The following is a 17,147-nucleotide window of genomic DNA, read 5'->3' as shown; positions in this document are numbered from 1 at the left end:
TTAGGCCCTGGCAAAGGGAACCAGCGTCGCGGTGCCGTCCACCACGGTGGCACCTGAGGGCGACAGCGTGCAGGTGACGCGACAGACCGCGTCGTCGCCGTCAACCGAAACGATCTCGGCCCTGGCCTCGACGGAGTCGCCGACGATCACGGGCGCGGCAAAATTCAGCGCGATGCTGCCGATCCGCCGCGTGGGACCACCGAGCTGGCTGAGGCACGTCGTAGCGAGACCTCCGACCGCGAGTTCGAAGGCGATCATATTCGACGCGCCAGCTTTCTTGGCGCGGACGGCATCGACATAGAGAGCGCCGAGATTGCCGCTAATGCCGGTGAACATCGCCTGCTCGGCCACCGTCATGGTCTTGCGGAAGGCGAAGGCAGCGCCGGGCTCAAGAGGTGCGTGGGACATCGATCGTTTCCCTAAAGCTGCAGGCCGTTCTTGATGGTGCTGCGCGCGACCAGCATGCGGTGAATCTCGGAGGTGCCGTCATAGATGCGGGTGACTCGGGCATCGCGATACATCCGCTCCAGCGGCAAATCCTTGCTGAACCCCATGCCGCCGAACACCTGGATGGCGCGGTCGACCACCCGGCCCTGCATCTCGGAGGCCGCAACCTTGATCATCGAGACCTTGTCTCGCGCATCCTTGCCCTGATCGATGTCCCAGGCGGCGTTCATCACCATCATCTTCACGCCGAAGATCTCGGTGGCGGAATCCGCGATCAGCTTCTGCACCATCTGGAAATCGCCGATCAGCTGGCCGAACTGGCGCCGCTCGCCGGCATGCTTGCGCATCATCTCCAGCGCACGCTGCGCCATGCCGACAGCGCGGGCGCCGATATGGGCGAGCCGGATCTGCAGCACGCTTTGCATGATCAGCTTGAAGCCGCCGCCGACCTCGCCGAGCACGGCCGCTTTCGGAATGCGGCAATCCTCGAAGCTCAGTTCGGCATGGCCATAGCCGCGATGGCCCATCATCGGCTGGGTGCGCGCCACCTTGAAGCCCGGTGTGCCGCGATCGACCAGGAACAGGGTGATGCCGCCGCGGGCACGCTTCTCCTTGTCGGTCAGCGCCATCAGAATCACATAGTCGGCGATGTCGCCGTCGCTGATGAAATGCTTGGTGCCGTTGAGGACCCACTGGTCGCCATCGGGCTGGGCGGTCGTGCTGATTGAGGCCGCGTCGGAACCGGCGCCAGGCTCCGTGATCGCCATGGCGCAGATCTTGTCGCCCTTCACCGTCGGCAGCAGGTAGCGCTCGATCTGGTCGCCCTTGCAGGCCATCAGCATCGGATAGACCTGGCCGAACACACGGCGGATCAGCGCGTCGGACGTCTTGCCGAACTCTTCCTCGACCAGGCAATGTTCGACGCAATTTAGGCCGCCGCCGCCGACATCCGTCGGCATGTTCATGGCGTAAAGGCCGAGCTTCTGCGCCTTGGACTTGGTGACCGCCAGCGCGTCGGCCGGCACTTTGGCCGTCTGCTCCACGACGTCTTCGAGCGGCTGCACCTCCGTCTCGACGAAACGGCGAACGGTGTCGACCAGGAGACGTGTCTCCTCGGGCACGGAAAAGTCGATCATCGCGCCACTCTCACGGCCTTGCCGGCGATCATCGCGTCAATGTCGGCGGCGCCGTAACCGATCTCGCCGAGCACATCGCGCGTCTGCGCACCCAGCCGCTGCGGCACCAATCGCACCTCCGGTGTCTGGCCGTCATAGCGGGCGGGATGGGCGACCATCCGAATGGACGCGCCCCCTGCGCTCTTCGCGCTCTTGAACACGCCGAGATGATTGAGTTGCGGGTCGGTCTCGAGGTCGCGATAGTCCTGCACCGGAGCGTGCCAGATGCGCGCCGCTTCGAGCGCGGGCAGCCATTCCGCCGTGGCCTTCTGCTTTAGACGCGCCGCGACGATCCCGGTGATCTCCTCGCGCTTCGAGAAGCTGTCGGCATCGCGGAACTGCTTCAACTCCTCGCTGCCGAGCGCCAGTGCGAGCGCCTTGGGCGAGGCCATGGAGATGGCAAGGTGAGCATCAGCAGTCGCGTGAATGCCGTAGGGACCGGGGCTGAACCACGCCGCGATGCCGGCGGGGCCGCGCGGTGTCGGCGACGGCGCGCCGTTGAGCCAGGCGGTCAGCGGCTCGACCTGGAGGTCGAGCGCGGCCTGATAGAGATTGACCTCGACGAGCCGGCCCTTGCCGGTCTTGGTCCTTGCGAACAGCGCGGCCAAAATGCTCATGGCGTAGAGCGAGGCCGCGTGCTGGTCGACGATCACGGCGCCGACCGCGGTCGGCGCTCCGTCGGCGCGGCCGGTCCGCATCACAAGACCGGACATCGCCTGGAGCAGCAGATCCTGGCCGGGACGATCCTTGTACGGTCCTTCCGATCCAAAACCGGTCGCGACCGCATAGATCAGGCCGGGGTTGATTGCCTTGAGCGTGTCGTAGCCGAGCCCGAGCTTGGCCATCGTGCCCGGCCTGAAGTTCTCCATCACGACGTCGGCGGTCGCGACCAGCTTCTTCACCGCGGCGACGCCGTCGGGATGCTTGAGATCGACGGCGAGGCTGCGCTTGTTGCGACCTGTCGCCAGATGATTGACGCTGTCGCCGGCGACAAAATGGTTGGCGACCGCCCAGTTGCGCTGGAACGCGCCCTCGATCGGCTCGACCGCGATGACGTCGGCGCCGAGATCGGCGAGTGTCTGCGCGGCAAGTGGCCCTGCGAGGTAATGATTGAAGCTGAGGATTTTGACGCCGTCGAGCAGGTTCATGCATTCACACCATGCTGGCGCTCAGGCTTTCGCATTCGCAAATGCGTCTTCCATCGCGCGATGTCTTCGCGTGAAGCGTAAGCTGACACCTGAACGACCGACAACATCGCCATCAATTATTTTCCGAGCGAGGTTGATAACCGAAATCTATGATGCACACTGTCATCGCTCACTCATGACCGGACCATCCCTGATGAATCTTCGACAGCTTGAAATCCTGCGCGCCGTGATGCGAACGCGTTCGACGATCGCCGCAGCAAAGGATCTCGGCATGTCGCAACCGGCGGTCAGCAACGCGATCAAGCACGCGGAGATCACGCTCGGCTTCCTGCTATTCGACCGCATCAACAAGCGCATGGTGCCGACCCAGGAGGCGCAGATCCTGCTCGCGGAGGCCGAGCCGCTGTTCCTGATGCAGGATCTGATCAGCCAGACAGCCGCGCATCTGCGCGCCGGCCGCAAGGGGCGGATGCGGATCGTCGCGACCTCCGAACTGTCGGAATCGCTGCTGCCACAGGTGGTCGCGCGTTTCAGCAGAGATCACGGCGGGGTCGAGATCTCGCTGGAGACCCAGCGGCTCGACGATCTCCTGGAATATGTCGAGACCGGGATCGTCGACATCGGCTTTGCGATGGAACCGCATCCGCGCCCGACGCTGGACTATTTGCCGCTGGCACAGCTCGACATGGTCTGCGCCTGCCCGGCCGACAGTCCGCTGGCGCAACTGAGCTTCGTCAGTCCGACGGATCTGCGCGCTACGCCCCTGATCAACGCCCGCACCTCGAGCCGGATCAGCAGCCTGATCCAGGAGGCGTTCCGCCGCAGCGCCGTCAACTTCGCGCCGGCCATCGAGGTGCGCTTCATGAATGTCGCCGGGCATTTCGTCGAGGAAGGGCTCGGCGCGACCATCATGGACGAACTGACGGCATCCTCCACCCGCTATAGCCGCCTCAGGAGCGTGCCGTTCAAACCGAAGACCGAGGTCACGGTGTCCGCCATCGTGCCGGCCGGCCGCATGCAACAGCGGCTGACGCAATCCCTGATCAGGCACGCACGCGAAGAGATCGCGGCCCGGATTGCGGTGGCGCGGCAGTGATGGCCTCATGCGCTTACTCGCGATAGCGCGCTCGGCCAGGCAAGCCCGAAGCGCCTGACCAGCGCCCGTGCGGCTGCGTCCTGCGCGGCGGGCAGCGGCAGTCGCGGCGGACGCGGATGGCCGACGGCAAAACCCATATGGCCGAGCAAGGCCTTGCTGCCGGCGACATAGGCCTGGCCGCCGACGAACTCGATCACGGGCAGATATTTCAGATAGAGCTCGCGCGCCTCCTTGATCGCATCGTCATCGGCGACGAGGCTGAAGATGCGCGCCATCTGCGACGGCACCACATTGGAGGCGACCGCGACCCACCCCTGCGCGCCCTCGACGAAGGATTCGAAGCCGAGAATGCCGCCGAACACGGTCATCTTGTCGCCGCAGAGGCGAATGATGTCGCGCACGCGCGTCACCTCCAGCGTCGACTCCTTGATATAGAGGCAGTTGTCGATGTCGGCGAGGCGCGCCACCAGCTGCGGCTTGAGGTCGACATTGGCGGTCGCCGGATTGTTGTAGACCATGATCGGCAGCGAGATCGCGTCGGCCACCGTCTTGTAGTGGTGCACGAGCTCGTCGTCGGTCGGCGTCGAATAGAACGGCGGAATGATCATGACGCCGTCGGCGCCCAGTTTTTCGGCACGGCGGCTGAGGCGCACCACCTCGCGCGTATCTTCCGCGCCGGTGCCGATCAGCACGGGCACGCGCCCGGCCGCCTGGCTAATGACGACCTCGGCAACAAGCGCCTTCTCGTCGTCGTCCAGCGACAGGAATTCGCCGGTCGAGCCGAGCGGGATCAGCCCATGAATTCCCTCCGCGATCTGCCAGTCGACGAAGGCGCGCAAGCCGGCGACATCGACGTCGCCCGCCGGCGTGAACGGGGTGATCATGACGGTATAGGTGCCGCGAAATGTCTTCATCAGAGAGCTGCCGGGTCATCGCGTGAGCGCAGAGAGCGGCGCGCCTGCTGCGGCATATCCGCATCGCTTATGCAAACGATTGCGTAACTGGCTCTGCATTGGGCACCACCATCCAATTTTTAAGCTTGATCCCTGCGGATTTAGCTTTTAACTTTTTTGCAATCGTTTGCACTCTATCGGCAGGTTTGATGAGCGTCACGCTCAAAGATGTGGCACAGGCGGCCCGCGTTTCGGTCAGCACTGCTTCCCGAGCTCTGACGGGAACCGGGCTGACGAGTGAGCGCACGCAGCAACGCCTGACGCGCATCGCGCGCGAGCTCGGCTACCGGCCCAACCCGATTGCGCGCGGCCTGAAGACCGGGCAGTCGCGGCTGGTGGCGCTGCTGGTCCACAATCTCACCAACGCCTCGTTCCAGGTGATGGCCGAAGTGGTGCAGGCGCGCCTGAAGGCGCTGGGTTATCAGATGCTTCTGTGCATCGGCGGCGACGACGCGCAGCAGGAGAGCGACACGCTCACCACGCTGGTGGACCACCGCATCGACGGATTGATCGTCGTGCCCACCGGCAAGAACGCCGCGCAACTGAAGACATTGTCGAAGGACGTCCCGATCGTCTGCCTGGTGCGGCGCGATGACGCAACCGACCTCGAGACCGTGCTCGCCGACGATCCGCAGGGCGCCTATCTCGGCACGCGGCATCTGATCGAGCTTGGGCACAAGCGCATCGGGCTGATTGTCGGCCGGCAGGACACCACGTCCGGCCGCGAGCGACTGTCCGGCTATATCCGCGCGCTGCGCGAAGCCGGCATTCCCGTCGACGACACCTTGATCCATGCCGGCCATTTCGTCCCCGAGACCGGCGCAACCTGCGCCCGCAAGCTGCTCGACCTCCCCCGCCCGCCCAGCGCGATCTTCGTCGCCAATCACGAGGCGACGCTCGGTGTGCTGCGCGTGACGGCGGAGCGGAACATCGCGATCCCCGACGACCTCTCGCTGCTCTGCTACGAGGACATGCCGTGGTTCGAATGGCACCGCCCGGCCATCAGCATCGTCGACAACGGCGCGCGCGACCTTGCCAATCTCGCCGTTGACCGGCTGCTGCATCGCATGGACGCCAAGGGAAATAGCAAGGGCAACGGCAAGGACGGCGTTCGCGAATATCGCGTCGGCGCGCGACTGGTGCAGCGCGACTCCTGCCGGCGGATCGAATCCGCAGGCGCCGCCAAGGCCGGCAAGACAAAGTCATCCGCTTCCAAATCCAAATCGTCTGCGACCAAGCCCGCGAAGGTCTGATCGATGCCCTATGTCGAAGTGCTCGCCCCGCAAGTCCCAAACCAGCGCAAGGCCGCGCTGGCCAAATCCTTGACCGACGGCCTGATGACGGCATTCGGTGTGACCGCCGATACCGTCACTCTCTATTTCCTGCCGATCTCGCCCGACGATTACGCTCATGCCGGCGAATTCGGACCGCAGGGCGCCGGCCAGCGTATCCTGCTCAAGGTGCACGCGTTCCGGCGCAGCGAGGCTGAGCGCCGGGCTGCCGCCGTCGCACTGACCCGCGGCGTGTGCAGCGCCTATGGAGTGCCTAGCGATGACGTCGCCGTCTATTTCCTCGATCGCGACCGAAGCGAGGTCGCTCACGATTCCAAGCTCGCCAGCGACTGACGGGAGCCACACGCCATGGACCGCTTCTACTCCCAAGACCAGAAAGCCCTGCGCGAGACCGCCCGCCGCTTCGCGGAAGGCGAGATCCTGCCCCGCGCGGCCGCGATCGACCGCGAGGACCGCTTCGACCGCACCCTCTACAAGGGCATGGCCGACCTCGGCCTGTTCGGCATCTGCCTGCGCGAAGGCGCCGGCGGCGCCGGGTTCGATGCGGTCGCGGCCTGCATCGCGATGGAAGAGTTGGCGCGCTGCTCCGGCGCGGTCGCCAATGCCTTCGCCATTCCGGTCGAGGCCGCGCTGTTCTTCGACCATCACGGCACCGACGCGCACAAGGCGCTGATCCCGCAGATCCTGAGCGGCGACATCATTCCCGCCACCGCCGTCTCCGAGCCCGATCATGGCTCCGACGTCGCGGGCATCCGCACCAATGCGGTGCGCGAAGGCAATGGCTGGCGGCTCAACGGCACCAAGGCCTGGGTGACGCTCGGCGGTGTTGCCGATCGCATCATGGTGTTTGCGCGTACCGGCGCGGATGCCGGCCACCGCGCCATCTCCTGCCTGCTGGTCGACGGCGCCCTGCCCGGCATCGCCCGGGGCAAGAACGAAGAGCTGCTCGGCATGCACGGGCTCAACGACTGCCAGATCACCTTCTCGGACGTGCGCCTGCCCGCCGACAGCGTGATGGGACCGGAGAACCAGGCCTTCAAGATGGCCATGAGCAATTTCAACTTCAGCCGGCTGATGATGGCCTCGATGGCGCTCGGCATGGCGCAGGCGGCATTCGAGGATGCCACCAAATACGCCCGCGACCGCAAGCAGTTCGGCCAGGCGATCATCGGTTACCAGGCGGTGCAATTCATGCTCGCGGACATGTCGACGGACATTGCGGCGGCGCGGCTCCTGATCCACCACGCCGCACGCCTGCACGATGCCGGCGAGCCGATCGCCAAGGAAGCGGCGCAGGCCAAACTGTTCACCACCGACATGGCGATGAAGCACGTTTCCAACGCGCTCCAGATCCATGGCGGCAACGGCTATTCGCGCGAGTATCGGATCGAGCGAATCTTCCGCGACGTCCGCCTCGCCCAGATCTACGAGGGCACCAACCAGATCCAGCGGCTGATCATCGCCCGCCAAGTCGAGAAGGAGGCCGCGTGATGCGGGAAGCGCCGTCATGCTGAGCATCATCACCGCGGCAGAGGCAGCCGGTTTGATCCGCGACGCGGACACGCTGATCGTCGGCGGCAATGGCGGCACCGGCGTTGCCGAATCCATCCTCGACGCGCTGGAACGGCGCTTCGTCAGTGGTCAGGGCCCGCACAATCTGACGCTGATCAACATCACCGGCGTCGGCGCTGTGACCGAGAAGGGCATCTGCCATCTCGCACACGAAGGCATGATCGCACGCGTGATCGGCGGCAATTTCGGGCTTCAGGTGCCGTTCATGCGCCTCGTCCGCGACGAGCTGATCGACGCCTATAATTTCCCGCAAGGCGTAATGAGCCAGCTCTGCCGTGCCATGGCCGCGAAGCATCCGGGCGTGCTAACCCATGTCGGCCTCAACACCTACATGGACCCGCGCCAGGATGGCGGGCGCATGAACAAGCGCACCACCGCGCCGCTGGTCGACCTGCTCGAATTACACGGCCAGTCCTGGCTGCTCTATCGCGTCCCCGCTCCCCCCGACGTCGCCATCATCCGCGGCACCTCGGCCGATGAGGACGGCTATATCAGCATGGAGCACGAGGGCACGACGCGCGAGGATCTGTCGATCGCGCAGGCCGTGCACAATGCCGGCGGCACCGTGATCTGCCAGGTCAAGCGCGTCGTGAAGCGCGGCTCGATCCATCCGCAGATGGTGAAGATTCCGGGCTTCCTGATCGACCACGTCGTGCTCGAGCCCGAGCAGATGCAGACCTACGGCACCGCCTATGATCCCGCGCGCTGCGGCGAGACGCGGGTTCCAGAGGCGATGATCACGCCCGATCCGCTCACCGAGCGGCGGGTGATCGCCCGCCGCGCCGCCTTCGAATTGCGCCCGCGCGACGTCGTCAATCTCGGCGTCGGCATCTCCGCGATGATTCCCAATGTCGCGGCCGAGGAAGGCATCTCCGACCTGATCACGCTGACGGTGGAATCCGGCGTCGTCGGCGGCGTGCCGGGTCATGCCCGCGAATTTGGCACCGCCATCAATCCGCGCGTCATTCTCGACCAGGCCTATCAGTTCGACTTCTATGACGGCGGCGGCCTCTCCTGCGCCTTCCTCTCCTTCGCCGAGGTGGACGAGGCGGGCAACGTCAACGTCACCCGCTTCGGCGAGCGCCGCGACGGTTCCGGCGGCTTCATCGACATCACCCAGAATGCCAAGCGGCTGATCTTCAGCGGCACCATGACCGGCGGCAAGTTCGACATCGGTGTCGAGAACGGCCGCCTCGCGATCCGGCGCGACGGCGCTTTCCGCAAGTTCGTCCCACAAGTCGGCCAGATCAGCTTCAGCGCCTCTCTTGCCGCACAGCGCGGTCAGCATGTCAGCTACGTCACCGAGCGCGCCGTGTTCGAGCTGGAGAACGGCAGCGTGGCCCTGACCGAGATCGCGCCGGGCGCGCGGCTGGAGCAGGACATCCTCGCCCATATGGGCTTCAAGCCGCGCATCAGCCCGCAACTGAAAGACATGGACCCGCGCATCTTCCGCTCCGGGCCGATGGGCATCGCGCAGAGTTTTGGGGCCCTCCCGGCGCGGCCACGCAGGGTCGCCTGAGGGATTACCATGGACACGAGCGCCCCGATCAATCTCCGCTACGAGGACATCGCGCTCGGCGCGGAGTTCGAGACCGCCGTGCACACCGTGACGGAGGCCGACATCGCAGTCTTCGCCGACGTCACGCGCGATCATCATCCGCTCCATGTCGATGGCGCCTATGCGCGCTCCCGCGGCTTTCCCGCGGTGATTGGCCATGGCCTGTTCGGCCTGTCTCTGATGGAAGGACTGAAGTCGGAGCTGAAGCTGTACGAGGAGACCTCGGTCGCCTCGCTCGGCTGGGACGAGGTCAAATTCAAGGGTCCCATCGTCGCCGGCGATAGCTTGCGGGTGCGCTTCCGCTTCGTCGAGAAGCGGCCGACCAAAAACCCCGCGCGCGGCATCGTCGTCGAGACGCTCGACCTCCTCAACCAGCGCGACGAGGTGGTGACCGCGGCGCGCCACATCTCGCTGATCCTGACCCGGCAAGCTGATGCTGCGGCGGCCACATGACGAGACAATGAAGAAGACTTCGGACCGGAGAACGGCTCCTCTGCCACCCACGATTTGATCGGAGTATTCAGATGCGATTTCCCAAAATCTTCTCCGCCCTCGTTCTTCTGGCCGGCCTGACGCAGGCCGCCGGTGCCCAGACCTGCACGCCGAAGGTTTCGGCGTCGAGCCTGATCGAGGCGCCGAAATGGCAGATGTCGATCAACCCGACGCTGCCGCCGCAGCAATTCGTCGACGACAAGGGCGAACTACAGGGCCTCAATGTCGAGCTCGCTCGCGAGATCGCCAAGCGCATCTGCGTTGAGCCGGTGTTCCTGCGCATGGACTTCCCGCCGATGATCCCGGCGCTGCGCTCCGGACGGTTCGATGCCATCAACACCGGCCTGTTTTGGACCGAGGAGCGCTCGAAGATGCTCTACCTCGTGCCTTATGCGCAGCAGGCGATCAGCATCTACACCGATCCCTTCTCGAGCCTGAAGCTCGAAAAGTTCGAGGATCTCGCCGGCCGCGTCGTCGGCGTGGAATCGGCGACCTACACCGAGCGCAAGGCGCGCGAGTTCAGCACCGCGATGGAGGCCAAGGGCCTCAAGCCGATCGAGCTGCGCACCTTCACCACCGTCACCGCCACCTCGGCGGCGTTGCGCGCCGGGCAGCTCGAGGCCGCGCTCAACATCAACGAGACCGCCAACTCGCTCGAGCAGAAGGGCATCGCAAAGATCTGGGTCCGCGACATCGCCGGCACCGACATCACGTTCGCCTTCCGCGACAAGCAGCTCGCCCAGGCCGTCGCCGATGCCCTCACTGCGATCCGCGCCGACGGCACCTATGACAAGCTGTTCGACAAGTTCGGCATGACCAAGCTGAAGACCCTTACCTTCGCGATCCGCGGCGAGGGCCCGACCAATTGAAGGAGGCCATGTCATTTCCCATGAGCGGTAGCGATCGCAAAACGCCGCGAGCGGGAAATGCTGCTTAGGGACTTAGGAAAGAGCCGATAGCATCCGGCTGTCGCAACAGCAGCTGACTCAGTGTTTCCGATATGTCGGACCGACACTCTACGATCAGCTATAAGTACCGGATCTCGCTTTGGTGGACGCTCGGCAGGCTCGAAATTGACACGGTGTCAGTGTTGATTTTTCGACAGAGTTGTTCCCAACTGAGCCCAAGTCGGCTCTTTGCGAATCAAATGGCTAACAGCCAAACATCTAGCCGTCTACAGACTCGCCGTTCGCATGCAAACGATCGCGATTTGGGCTAATTTCGCTATCTGGTGGTAGCGCCGACTTGAACCTGCCCTGTGGATCTGGCGTTGGCAGGTACTTCCGGCACTTTTTATTCACAGTCATTTTGCGCAATCCATTGTGACCTTGTCCCGGATCAGTGAAGAGCGGCCGCTTCTAGGCTCGGCAGTTCGCTTATCTTTGCAGCTCTAACCCTGCGAACTAATTGCGATGAACTTCGTCGGGCCGCTCGGCGAGCCGGAGCAGCCGCGGTGCCGTAAGCTGCGGCCAGGCCGAAATCCTGGTACGATCGTCTCTACTGCGCGCCTAGATGCCCCGTCGATGAACTATCAGCGATGTTCGCCGAACTTGGCTATCGCGATTTCCGTCTTCGCCATGCGGTTGCCGATGGTGTCCATCGCATTCGCGGCATTGGTCAGCCGCGCCTGCTCCATCATGATGCCGGCCCCGCGATGCGCTCCTGCGTCAGGTCCTCCTCGGAGACTCGTCGCGTCAAGCGTTTGCCACCGGACTCGCAAGTAGTGGTACAAGACGGCGTCTCGCTGGGTAATGCCAATAAGGGTAACGGGCATCTGAAGCCGCTACCGTGATGAGCTCGTCATCGAACGTGTCCGCGCCCCGGAGTTGGATGCCTTTCTATTTGATCGAAAATGACAGCAATCGCAACCTCAGGCGATGAGGCCAATCCGTTGCGCCTTGTCCAGAGCCAGATGACGACGACGGACGCCCAGTTTGTCATAAACCTGCTGAAGATACCATTTAACTGTGCTCTCGGTCATTCCCATAGCATCGCCTATCTCGCGATTCGATAGCCCCGACGAAATGAGCTGCAATAGCTCCAGCTGCCCTCGAGACGAGAGCCCCATTTACACTGCCGGTAATGTCCAAAGCGCCCATAGAAGAGCGGGAGACGAAGCGATCTTTCAACTCGGGCCGCCTCGCGCCTCTGGTCTCGGAGGCGAACGTAGTTTCCGAGTGAAGATCCCGTGGACATACGGCGGCAACTTTGCGGAGGAGCTCAACAATGGGCATTCCTGCGTCGAGAACTGTCGCACGTACCCGGCCTCGAACCGCGTTGCTGAATGCTCTCCTGAGGTTACGGACGGCTGCCCGCTCGTCGCCTTCCCGCAGGTGGGCCAATGCCAGGATGATGTTCCAGCGTATCAAGCGATAGTTGTGCACCTGCCCGTTGGGAAAAGTCACACCTATGTTGCGAAATGGCCCGCACGTCAGACAGCCGGCCTTCGGCCAACGCCAGCCGCACCCGAAGTAGGACGGGTGATTTCGAGAGCGAAAAGCGGGCTCAGGCGCCCGCGCGAAGCGGGCGGAGACCAAATGTGCAGGCGGCCGAGAACAACGCCATAGCGGCCATGTAGCCGGCAACCCAGGACGGCGAGCCGTATGCGGCAAGCAGCGCAGTCGCGATCAGGGGCGACAGGCCGCCGCCGAGGATCGGACCAAGCTGCTGCACCAACGAGAGGCCGCTGTAGCGGATGCGCGCCGGGAACAGCTCCGAGAAATAGGCGCCTTGCGCGCCATAGACCGAGCCATGGCCGAGCGCGAGACCGAGCGCGATCGCGAGCCAGATCATGCCGGTATGTCCGGTGTTGAGCATCTGGAAGAACACGAGCGCGAGTGCCACCTGGAACAGCATGCCGCCGACATAGACGGTGCGACGGCCAATCCGGTCCGACAGTGCCCCGAAGAAGGGCAGTGTCAGGCACTCCAGCGCGCAAGGGAGCGATCGACCGGCTGGTCAAGCATCTCGGTCACGATGATGCGGGTCGTGTGACAGAGCAAGACATGCTGGAGTTCAAGGATGCACGACTCAAGGTAGTCACCGCGAAGAGCTTGAAGGATGGTGATCTACCCGGAATACGATCCGTATCGTGCGTGCGCCAGTTCATCGACTCATCGATCCGGCGCTGTACCAGCGTGGCCAGCGCCTCCGGATCGTGGCTGCTGCCGTTGATGTTGATCTGCGGCGGGCCGAAGCCGCCGCGCATGATACCACCACCAATGCCAGGAGACGGAGGCGGAGGCGGTACCTTCTGGATCATCTGCGAAGGCGGCACCTGTGAGGTGACGCCTTGCGGTACAGCAGGTTTGGCGTTAAGCCACTCCTTGATCATCGGGGCGTTGACGTTGTCATTGTAGCTCCAGCCCTCGTTCCCGGTATTGTAGGGCGGGTCAATGAAGATGCAGTCCACCTTCCCCGCGTACATCGGCAAGAGCGCCTTGAGGGCGTGCAAGTTGTCGCCGTGGATGATCAGATTGCCGTCGAGCGCGACTGGGCCGATGCCTTTCTTCGGATGCGGCTCCAGCGGACGGAAGGGCACCGCCAAATGATGGTTGTAGACGAATTCCTTGCCCTTGAAGTTCAGTTCCGTCACGTTGCAGCCCCCGTCTGACAGGAGGGGCATAGAATCAGCGATTGCTCGATCGTGCAACGTCTATGACCACTTAGCGCAATCGGACCAAGTCCCTTCCGAAGGATTTCTTGATGGAGGTAGGGCGCGCTCTCGCGCTGCACCTCGAAACCTAGCGGTTCACGGGCGCGAAGATCACGCCCAGGGAGCCGTGAGCGAGCCCAATGAACGGGAAGCTCTTTGGTCCTGGAGGCGCACAGTGGCAGCGCGCTGAACGTCATCACACGGCGCTGATAGTCGAAAGTGCCGCAACCCACCAGCTCGGTCCTGCTTCGCCTCCCACTTGCGCTAGCGGTCAGCCCGGTTCGCCCGGCGCGAGCCCATAGGCGTTCGCCATGTCGGGGATCGACAATCGTCTGCCAATCGCGTGACTGAGATCCCTGAGTTCAGCGCGGGTCATTTCTAGGCAATTACGATTGGTGCCACGCCGTGCTCTCCCTGCAGACGACCGATCGTGGCTCGCAAGACGTCTTCTATCGCGCGCATATGTTCCGCGCAGAACCACCGCTCTTCGATGTTGAGCTTCATATCGCGTGCGCCCTGGTTAGGGAGGTAGTACCTTTCGTCACTGCGGCCTTTCTCGTTCGGGCCGATGGCAAGCTCGATGGAGAAACGGCCGGGCTACGTCGGCAATCTCGCGCCGATGCCCGGCGTCTTTCCGGACTACAAGGCGCCGATCGTCCGGACGGGTGCCGACGGCCGGGAGCTCGCGCTTGCCCGCTGGGGCATGCCGTCGTCGTCGAAAGCGCTCATGGACGCGACGAAGAAGCGGGCCGAGAAGCTACAGGCTAAGGGCAAGACCGTCGATTTCAAGGAATTGCTCCGGATGGAGCCGGACAGCGGCACGACCAACATCCGGAATACCAGCAGCCATTGGAAGCGGTGGCTCGGGCCGGGCAATCGCTGCCTCGTCCCGCTGACGTCGTTTTCCGAGTACGACACGATTGAGGGGAAGAAGGTGCCCGTGTGGTTCGCCCTCGACGAGTCTCGGCCCCTCGTCGCCTTCGGGGGCATCTGGACGAACTGGACATCGGTTCGGAAGCCCAAGGAAGGCGAAGTGAACACCGATATCTTCGGTTTCCTGACCTGCGAGCCGAATGCGGAGGTGAAACGCGTCCACCCGAAAGCAATGCCCGTGATTCTGACGGCAGCGGAAGAATACGACATCTGGCTCCGAGCCCCCTGGGAGGAAGCCAACGCGCTGCAAAGGCCGCTTCCTGACGGGACCCTTAAAATTGTCGCCACCGGCGAGAAGGAAGACCCAGCGCCGGCCACATAGGTTCTGCACAGACCCACGGAATACGTGGACAAGCCCGTGCCCAGCGATCCGTAATCCCTGCCACTTGCTAACCGCCTGGAACGAGCGAGGGGGAAGGATTCGTCCCGGCAGGAGCGATCTATATGCTGATGACGAAGTAAAGACGGCCGGCGATTTGGACCCTAGGCGGCTGCGCGATTTCCGCGCTGCAGGACGCTGGCGCCATCCGCGAGTGCGAGGAGCATGGATGGAAGCGGACCGTGCCGACCCGCACGCCCGTGACCGAGCCCTGATATCGCGAGACAAGATCCGCCGCCCGGCCTGTCTCCCGATCAAGCGGCGGCTGAGATTCGGGACGTGTTGGACTCGATCGGCGACACTTGCCCGGAATGTCTTCCGCAAGACCACTGAGTCCCGCGCAGCGCTCCGAATTAGACCCTGCTCAACAAGTTCGAGCATGTTATTGATCGCCGGGGCGAGTCTCCAGTGATCAATGCTGGACGGTCGCCGCACTTTCTCGAATATCATCCGATGAGCCATCGCCCTTTGTGAATATCGAACTTCACCAACCCTTCGTCTCGCATCTTCAACAGGAGGGATTGGCAAGTTTCTTCATTCACGATGTTGGCGCGTCTCATGACTTCGTAGACTTTGAGTGGTTTTTCGCGGAGCGCGTTCAGGATATTTTCGCGATCGTTCAGCATGACTAGACTCCTACCGTCAAAAAGCGCGCCAGATCACTGAGAATACGAAAGCTGATCTTCCGTAACGACTCGCTCGATCTTCTCCGATTTGCACTTGATGCGGTATCTAATACGTCCATCTGCCTCGATGGGCATATGTTGAACGATGGTGTAAATCATTGGACGCTCAGTAGCAGCACGTCCTTGTGGCCCTTGTGGCTGATGGCGAACGTCTTCATTCAGCTTGTAGGCGTATGACATGGATTTACCTCTAAACCTACGGCTGCTCTAACGCGGGCCGTACTGTGATGCAATGCGATACATCCTGTTGCCGTTCCGCTTCTGAGCCCTTCACGGACATGCGCCGACGGATGCCGCTTTCTGGAAGCATGACTCTTCTATTTCGAAACCAGATGAGAGCCGCTCCGCCGTTCACGTTGCAGCGATCATTTACTGATCCGCGGTTCTCAGTTGGCCATTTGCAATCTCTGCTTTTACAACAAAATATCGTTCATTCCATGGTGTTCATCAGACTGGCGATGTTGATCGTCGCGAAGTTTGAGAATGTATCCGAGACGGCGTAGGGGAAAATGATCTTGTCGTGATGTCGCAACGCGCCGCATGTGTACACGACATTTGGGACATATCCCTCACGTTCGGACGGGTCGGGTCGAAGCAAGGGTTCATGCAGGCGCGCAAGTACTTTCGAGGGATCGTTCTTGTCCAGCAACGCTGCCCCGATCGAATATTTCCGAACCGGCCCGACACCGTGGGTCAGCAACAGCCAGCCCTCATCCAGTTCGATCGGCGATCCGCAATTGCCGATCTGCACGAACTCCCACGGGAATTCGGGTTTCAGAAGCGCGTGGCCGCCATCGTTCCATGTATAGAGGTCGTCGGAATAGATGAGATAGAGATTTTCATTGTCTTGCCGGGCGATCATGGCATACCGGCCGCCGATCCTCTGCGGGAAGAGCGCCATGCCCTTGTTGCGAGCGGCGCTGCCCTTCAGAGTGGACAGCCTGAACGACACGAAATCGGACGTCTCAATTAGCTCCGACCTGATCGCCCTACCGCTATAGGCGGTGTAGGTCGCGTAGTAGATCTGTCGTTCGCCATCGTTGAACTGCACGAAGCGTGCATCCTCAATGCCATTCGACTGAGATGCGGTAATGGGAAAGATGACCCGTTCGCTGATATCTTCGCCGCTTTGGAAAGCAACCTCGACATCGTATCCGGCGGGCCCCTGCGTCTGCACGAGAATGGTAGGGCTCGAGGCCAGGCGCGTCGTTGGATCGACGCTGACCGCGCCGTCTGCCGCGATCATTCCGGACCGAAAGGTCAGCGACGAGATGTGGCCTTCGCCGACGGCACGAAGGCTCAGGATGAAGCGTAACGCACCGGGAGGAGCGCCGGACTGATCGGGATGCGCTACAATACTCGGGTTGAACAAGGCAGACGCTTCGAACGAATACTCGTTGAGAAAATAGGCACCGACCAATTGACGTTGCGTTTGCGTGAACGAGGCGTGGACGACCAACGCATCTTCCATTTCGTCGGCGCGTGCCTCGAAGGCCCGCAGCAAATTGCGGTGCCGGCCGAGGAAATTCTCAAGAACATCTTCGAGTTGGCGGGCTGCCGCATCGGCGCCGAGTGCCAGAACCCGATCGACGATGTGGTTCGCACGGGTCTTGTCCGTCGGGTTGAGATCGCGCGGCTCGGTCGCCGGCTTGAAAGGGCGCACGATGACCCGTGTCGGATCGGGCCGCAAATAAAGCGCCTGACGGTTCAGGAATGGAGATTGCGACAAAGCATCCTCGGATTGTTTTCAAGGAGAGGGAA

At 62.8% G+C, this 17,147-nt stretch carries 16 protein-coding genes and 2 pseudogenes; 9 read left to right on the top strand and 9 right to left on the bottom strand.

Going from position 1 to position 17,147, the window contains the following annotated elements; all coding sequences use genetic code 11:
* The 3 genes from IVB12_RS10060 to IVB12_RS10050 are packed head-to-tail and all read right to left on the bottom strand — an operon-like array spanning position 1 to position 2,770.
* On the bottom strand, positions 1-408 hold the full coding sequence (locus IVB12_RS10060) for a MaoC/PaaZ C-terminal domain-containing protein (RefSeq protein WP_247298328.1): 408 nt from the start codon (positions 406-408) through the stop codon (positions 1-3).
* A gap of 11 nt (positions 409-419) precedes the next feature.
* The gene (locus tag IVB12_RS10055) at positions 420-1,583 is read right to left on the bottom strand and encodes an acyl-CoA dehydrogenase family protein (protein WP_247298326.1); all 1,164 of its coding nucleotides are present in this window, start codon (positions 1,581-1,583) and stop codon (positions 420-422) included.
* Positions 1,580-2,770 carry a CoA transferase gene (locus IVB12_RS10050; protein WP_247298325.1) on the bottom strand — a complete coding sequence of 397 codons (1,191 nt, stop codon included), beginning with the start codon at positions 2,768-2,770 and terminating at the stop codon, positions 1,580-1,582. Before IVB12_RS10050 ends, IVB12_RS10055 begins: the two co-directional genes overlap by 4 nt.
* A gap of 193 nt (positions 2,771-2,963) precedes the next feature.
* On the opposite strand from IVB12_RS10050, the gene IVB12_RS10045 reads away from it, so the two are divergent.
* The gene (locus tag IVB12_RS10045) at positions 2,964-3,866 is read left to right on the top strand and encodes a LysR family transcriptional regulator (protein WP_247298322.1); all 903 of its coding nucleotides are present in this window, start codon (positions 2,964-2,966) and stop codon (positions 3,864-3,866) included.
* A gap of 5 nt (positions 3,867-3,871) precedes the next feature.
* On the opposite strand, the gene dapA is transcribed toward IVB12_RS10045, so the two are convergent.
* A complete protein-coding gene (gene dapA / locus IVB12_RS10040; RefSeq protein ID WP_247298394.1) occupies positions 3,872-4,783 on the bottom strand; it encodes a 4-hydroxy-tetrahydrodipicolinate synthase in 912 nt (303 codons plus the stop codon).
* A gap of 185 nt (positions 4,784-4,968) precedes the next feature.
* Between dapA and IVB12_RS10035 the strand changes: the two genes are divergently transcribed.
* The 6 genes from IVB12_RS10035 to IVB12_RS10010 all read left to right on the top strand — a co-directional run bounded on the left by IVB12_RS10035 (position 4,969) and on the right by IVB12_RS10010 (position 10,602).
* Positions 4,969-6,072, top strand: a complete 1,104-nt coding sequence (locus IVB12_RS10035; RefSeq protein WP_247298320.1) for a LacI family DNA-binding transcriptional regulator — start codon at positions 4,969-4,971, stop codon at positions 6,070-6,072.
* A gap of 3 nt (positions 6,073-6,075) precedes the next feature.
* Positions 6,076-6,444, top strand: coding sequence for a hypothetical protein (locus tag IVB12_RS10030; RefSeq protein ID WP_247298317.1), 369 nt, complete (start codon positions 6,076-6,078; stop codon positions 6,442-6,444).
* Between the two features lie 15 nt (positions 6,445-6,459).
* Positions 6,460-7,602: an acyl-CoA dehydrogenase family protein gene (locus IVB12_RS10025; protein ID WP_247298314.1), complete on the top strand. Its 1,143-nt coding sequence runs from the start codon at positions 6,460-6,462 to the stop codon at positions 7,600-7,602.
* A 16-nt stretch (positions 7,603-7,618) separates the two neighbouring features.
* A complete protein-coding gene (locus tag IVB12_RS10020; protein ID WP_247298311.1) occupies positions 7,619-9,202 on the top strand; it encodes a CoA-transferase in 1,584 nt (527 codons plus the stop codon).
* 9 nt (positions 9,203-9,211) lie between these two features.
* Positions 9,212-9,694 (top strand): MaoC family dehydratase, encoded by a 483-nt coding sequence (locus tag IVB12_RS10015; RefSeq protein WP_247298308.1) that lies wholly within the window; start codon positions 9,212-9,214, stop codon positions 9,692-9,694.
* 71 nt (positions 9,695-9,765) lie between these two features.
* Positions 9,766-10,602 (top strand): ABC transporter substrate-binding protein, encoded by an 837-nt coding sequence (locus tag IVB12_RS10010; RefSeq protein WP_247298305.1) that lies wholly within the window; start codon positions 9,766-9,768, stop codon positions 10,600-10,602.
* A 1,001-nt stretch (positions 10,603-11,603) separates the two neighbouring features.
* Here IVB12_RS10010 and IVB12_RS10005 read toward each other — a convergent pair.
* The 3 genes and pseudogenes from IVB12_RS10005 to IVB12_RS09995 form a co-directional block, all read right to left on the bottom strand.
* A complete protein-coding gene (locus IVB12_RS10005) occupies positions 11,604-11,801 on the bottom strand; it encodes a LuxR C-terminal-related transcriptional regulator (protein ID WP_247298302.1) in 198 nt (65 codons plus the stop codon).
* Positions 11,802-12,238: 437 nt separating this feature from the next.
* Positions 12,239-12,655, bottom strand: a complete 417-nt coding sequence (locus tag IVB12_RS10000; RefSeq protein ID WP_346015845.1) for an MFS transporter — start codon at positions 12,653-12,655, stop codon at positions 12,239-12,241.
* A gap of 448 nt (positions 12,656-13,103) precedes the next feature.
* Positions 13,104-13,358, bottom strand: a pseudogene (locus IVB12_RS09995) (hypothetical protein); the annotation flags it as partial.
* A gap of 610 nt (positions 13,359-13,968) precedes the next feature.
* Between IVB12_RS09995 and IVB12_RS09990 the strand changes: the two are divergent.
* Together IVB12_RS09990 and IVB12_RS09985 are read left to right on the top strand one after the other, a co-directional pair.
* Positions 13,969-14,643, top strand: a complete 675-nt coding sequence (locus tag IVB12_RS09990) for an SOS response-associated peptidase family protein (RefSeq protein WP_247298299.1) — start codon at positions 13,969-13,971, stop codon at positions 14,641-14,643.
* 152 nt (positions 14,644-14,795) lie between these two features.
* A pseudogene (locus IVB12_RS09985) lies at positions 14,796-15,033 on the top strand (hypothetical protein).
* A 113-nt stretch (positions 15,034-15,146) separates the two neighbouring features.
* On the opposite strand, the gene IVB12_RS09980 reads toward IVB12_RS09985, so the two are convergent.
* Together IVB12_RS09980 and IVB12_RS09975 are read right to left on the bottom strand one after the other, a co-directional pair.
* The gene (locus IVB12_RS09980; protein ID WP_195790443.1) at positions 15,147-15,326 is read right to left on the bottom strand and encodes a hypothetical protein; all 180 of its coding nucleotides are present in this window, start codon (positions 15,324-15,326) and stop codon (positions 15,147-15,149) included.
* A 490-nt stretch (positions 15,327-15,816) separates the two neighbouring features.
* Positions 15,817-17,115 (bottom strand): glycoside hydrolase family 130 protein, encoded by a 1,299-nt coding sequence (locus tag IVB12_RS09975; RefSeq protein ID WP_247298296.1) that lies wholly within the window; start codon positions 17,113-17,115, stop codon positions 15,817-15,819.
* Between the last annotated feature and the right edge of the window lie 32 nt (positions 17,116-17,147).

This window comes from Bradyrhizobium sp. 179, assembly GCF_023073535.1.
GTDB lineage: Bacteria > Pseudomonadota > Alphaproteobacteria > Rhizobiales > Xanthobacteraceae > Bradyrhizobium.
This window is presented reverse-complemented; position numbering and strand designations above follow the sequence as displayed.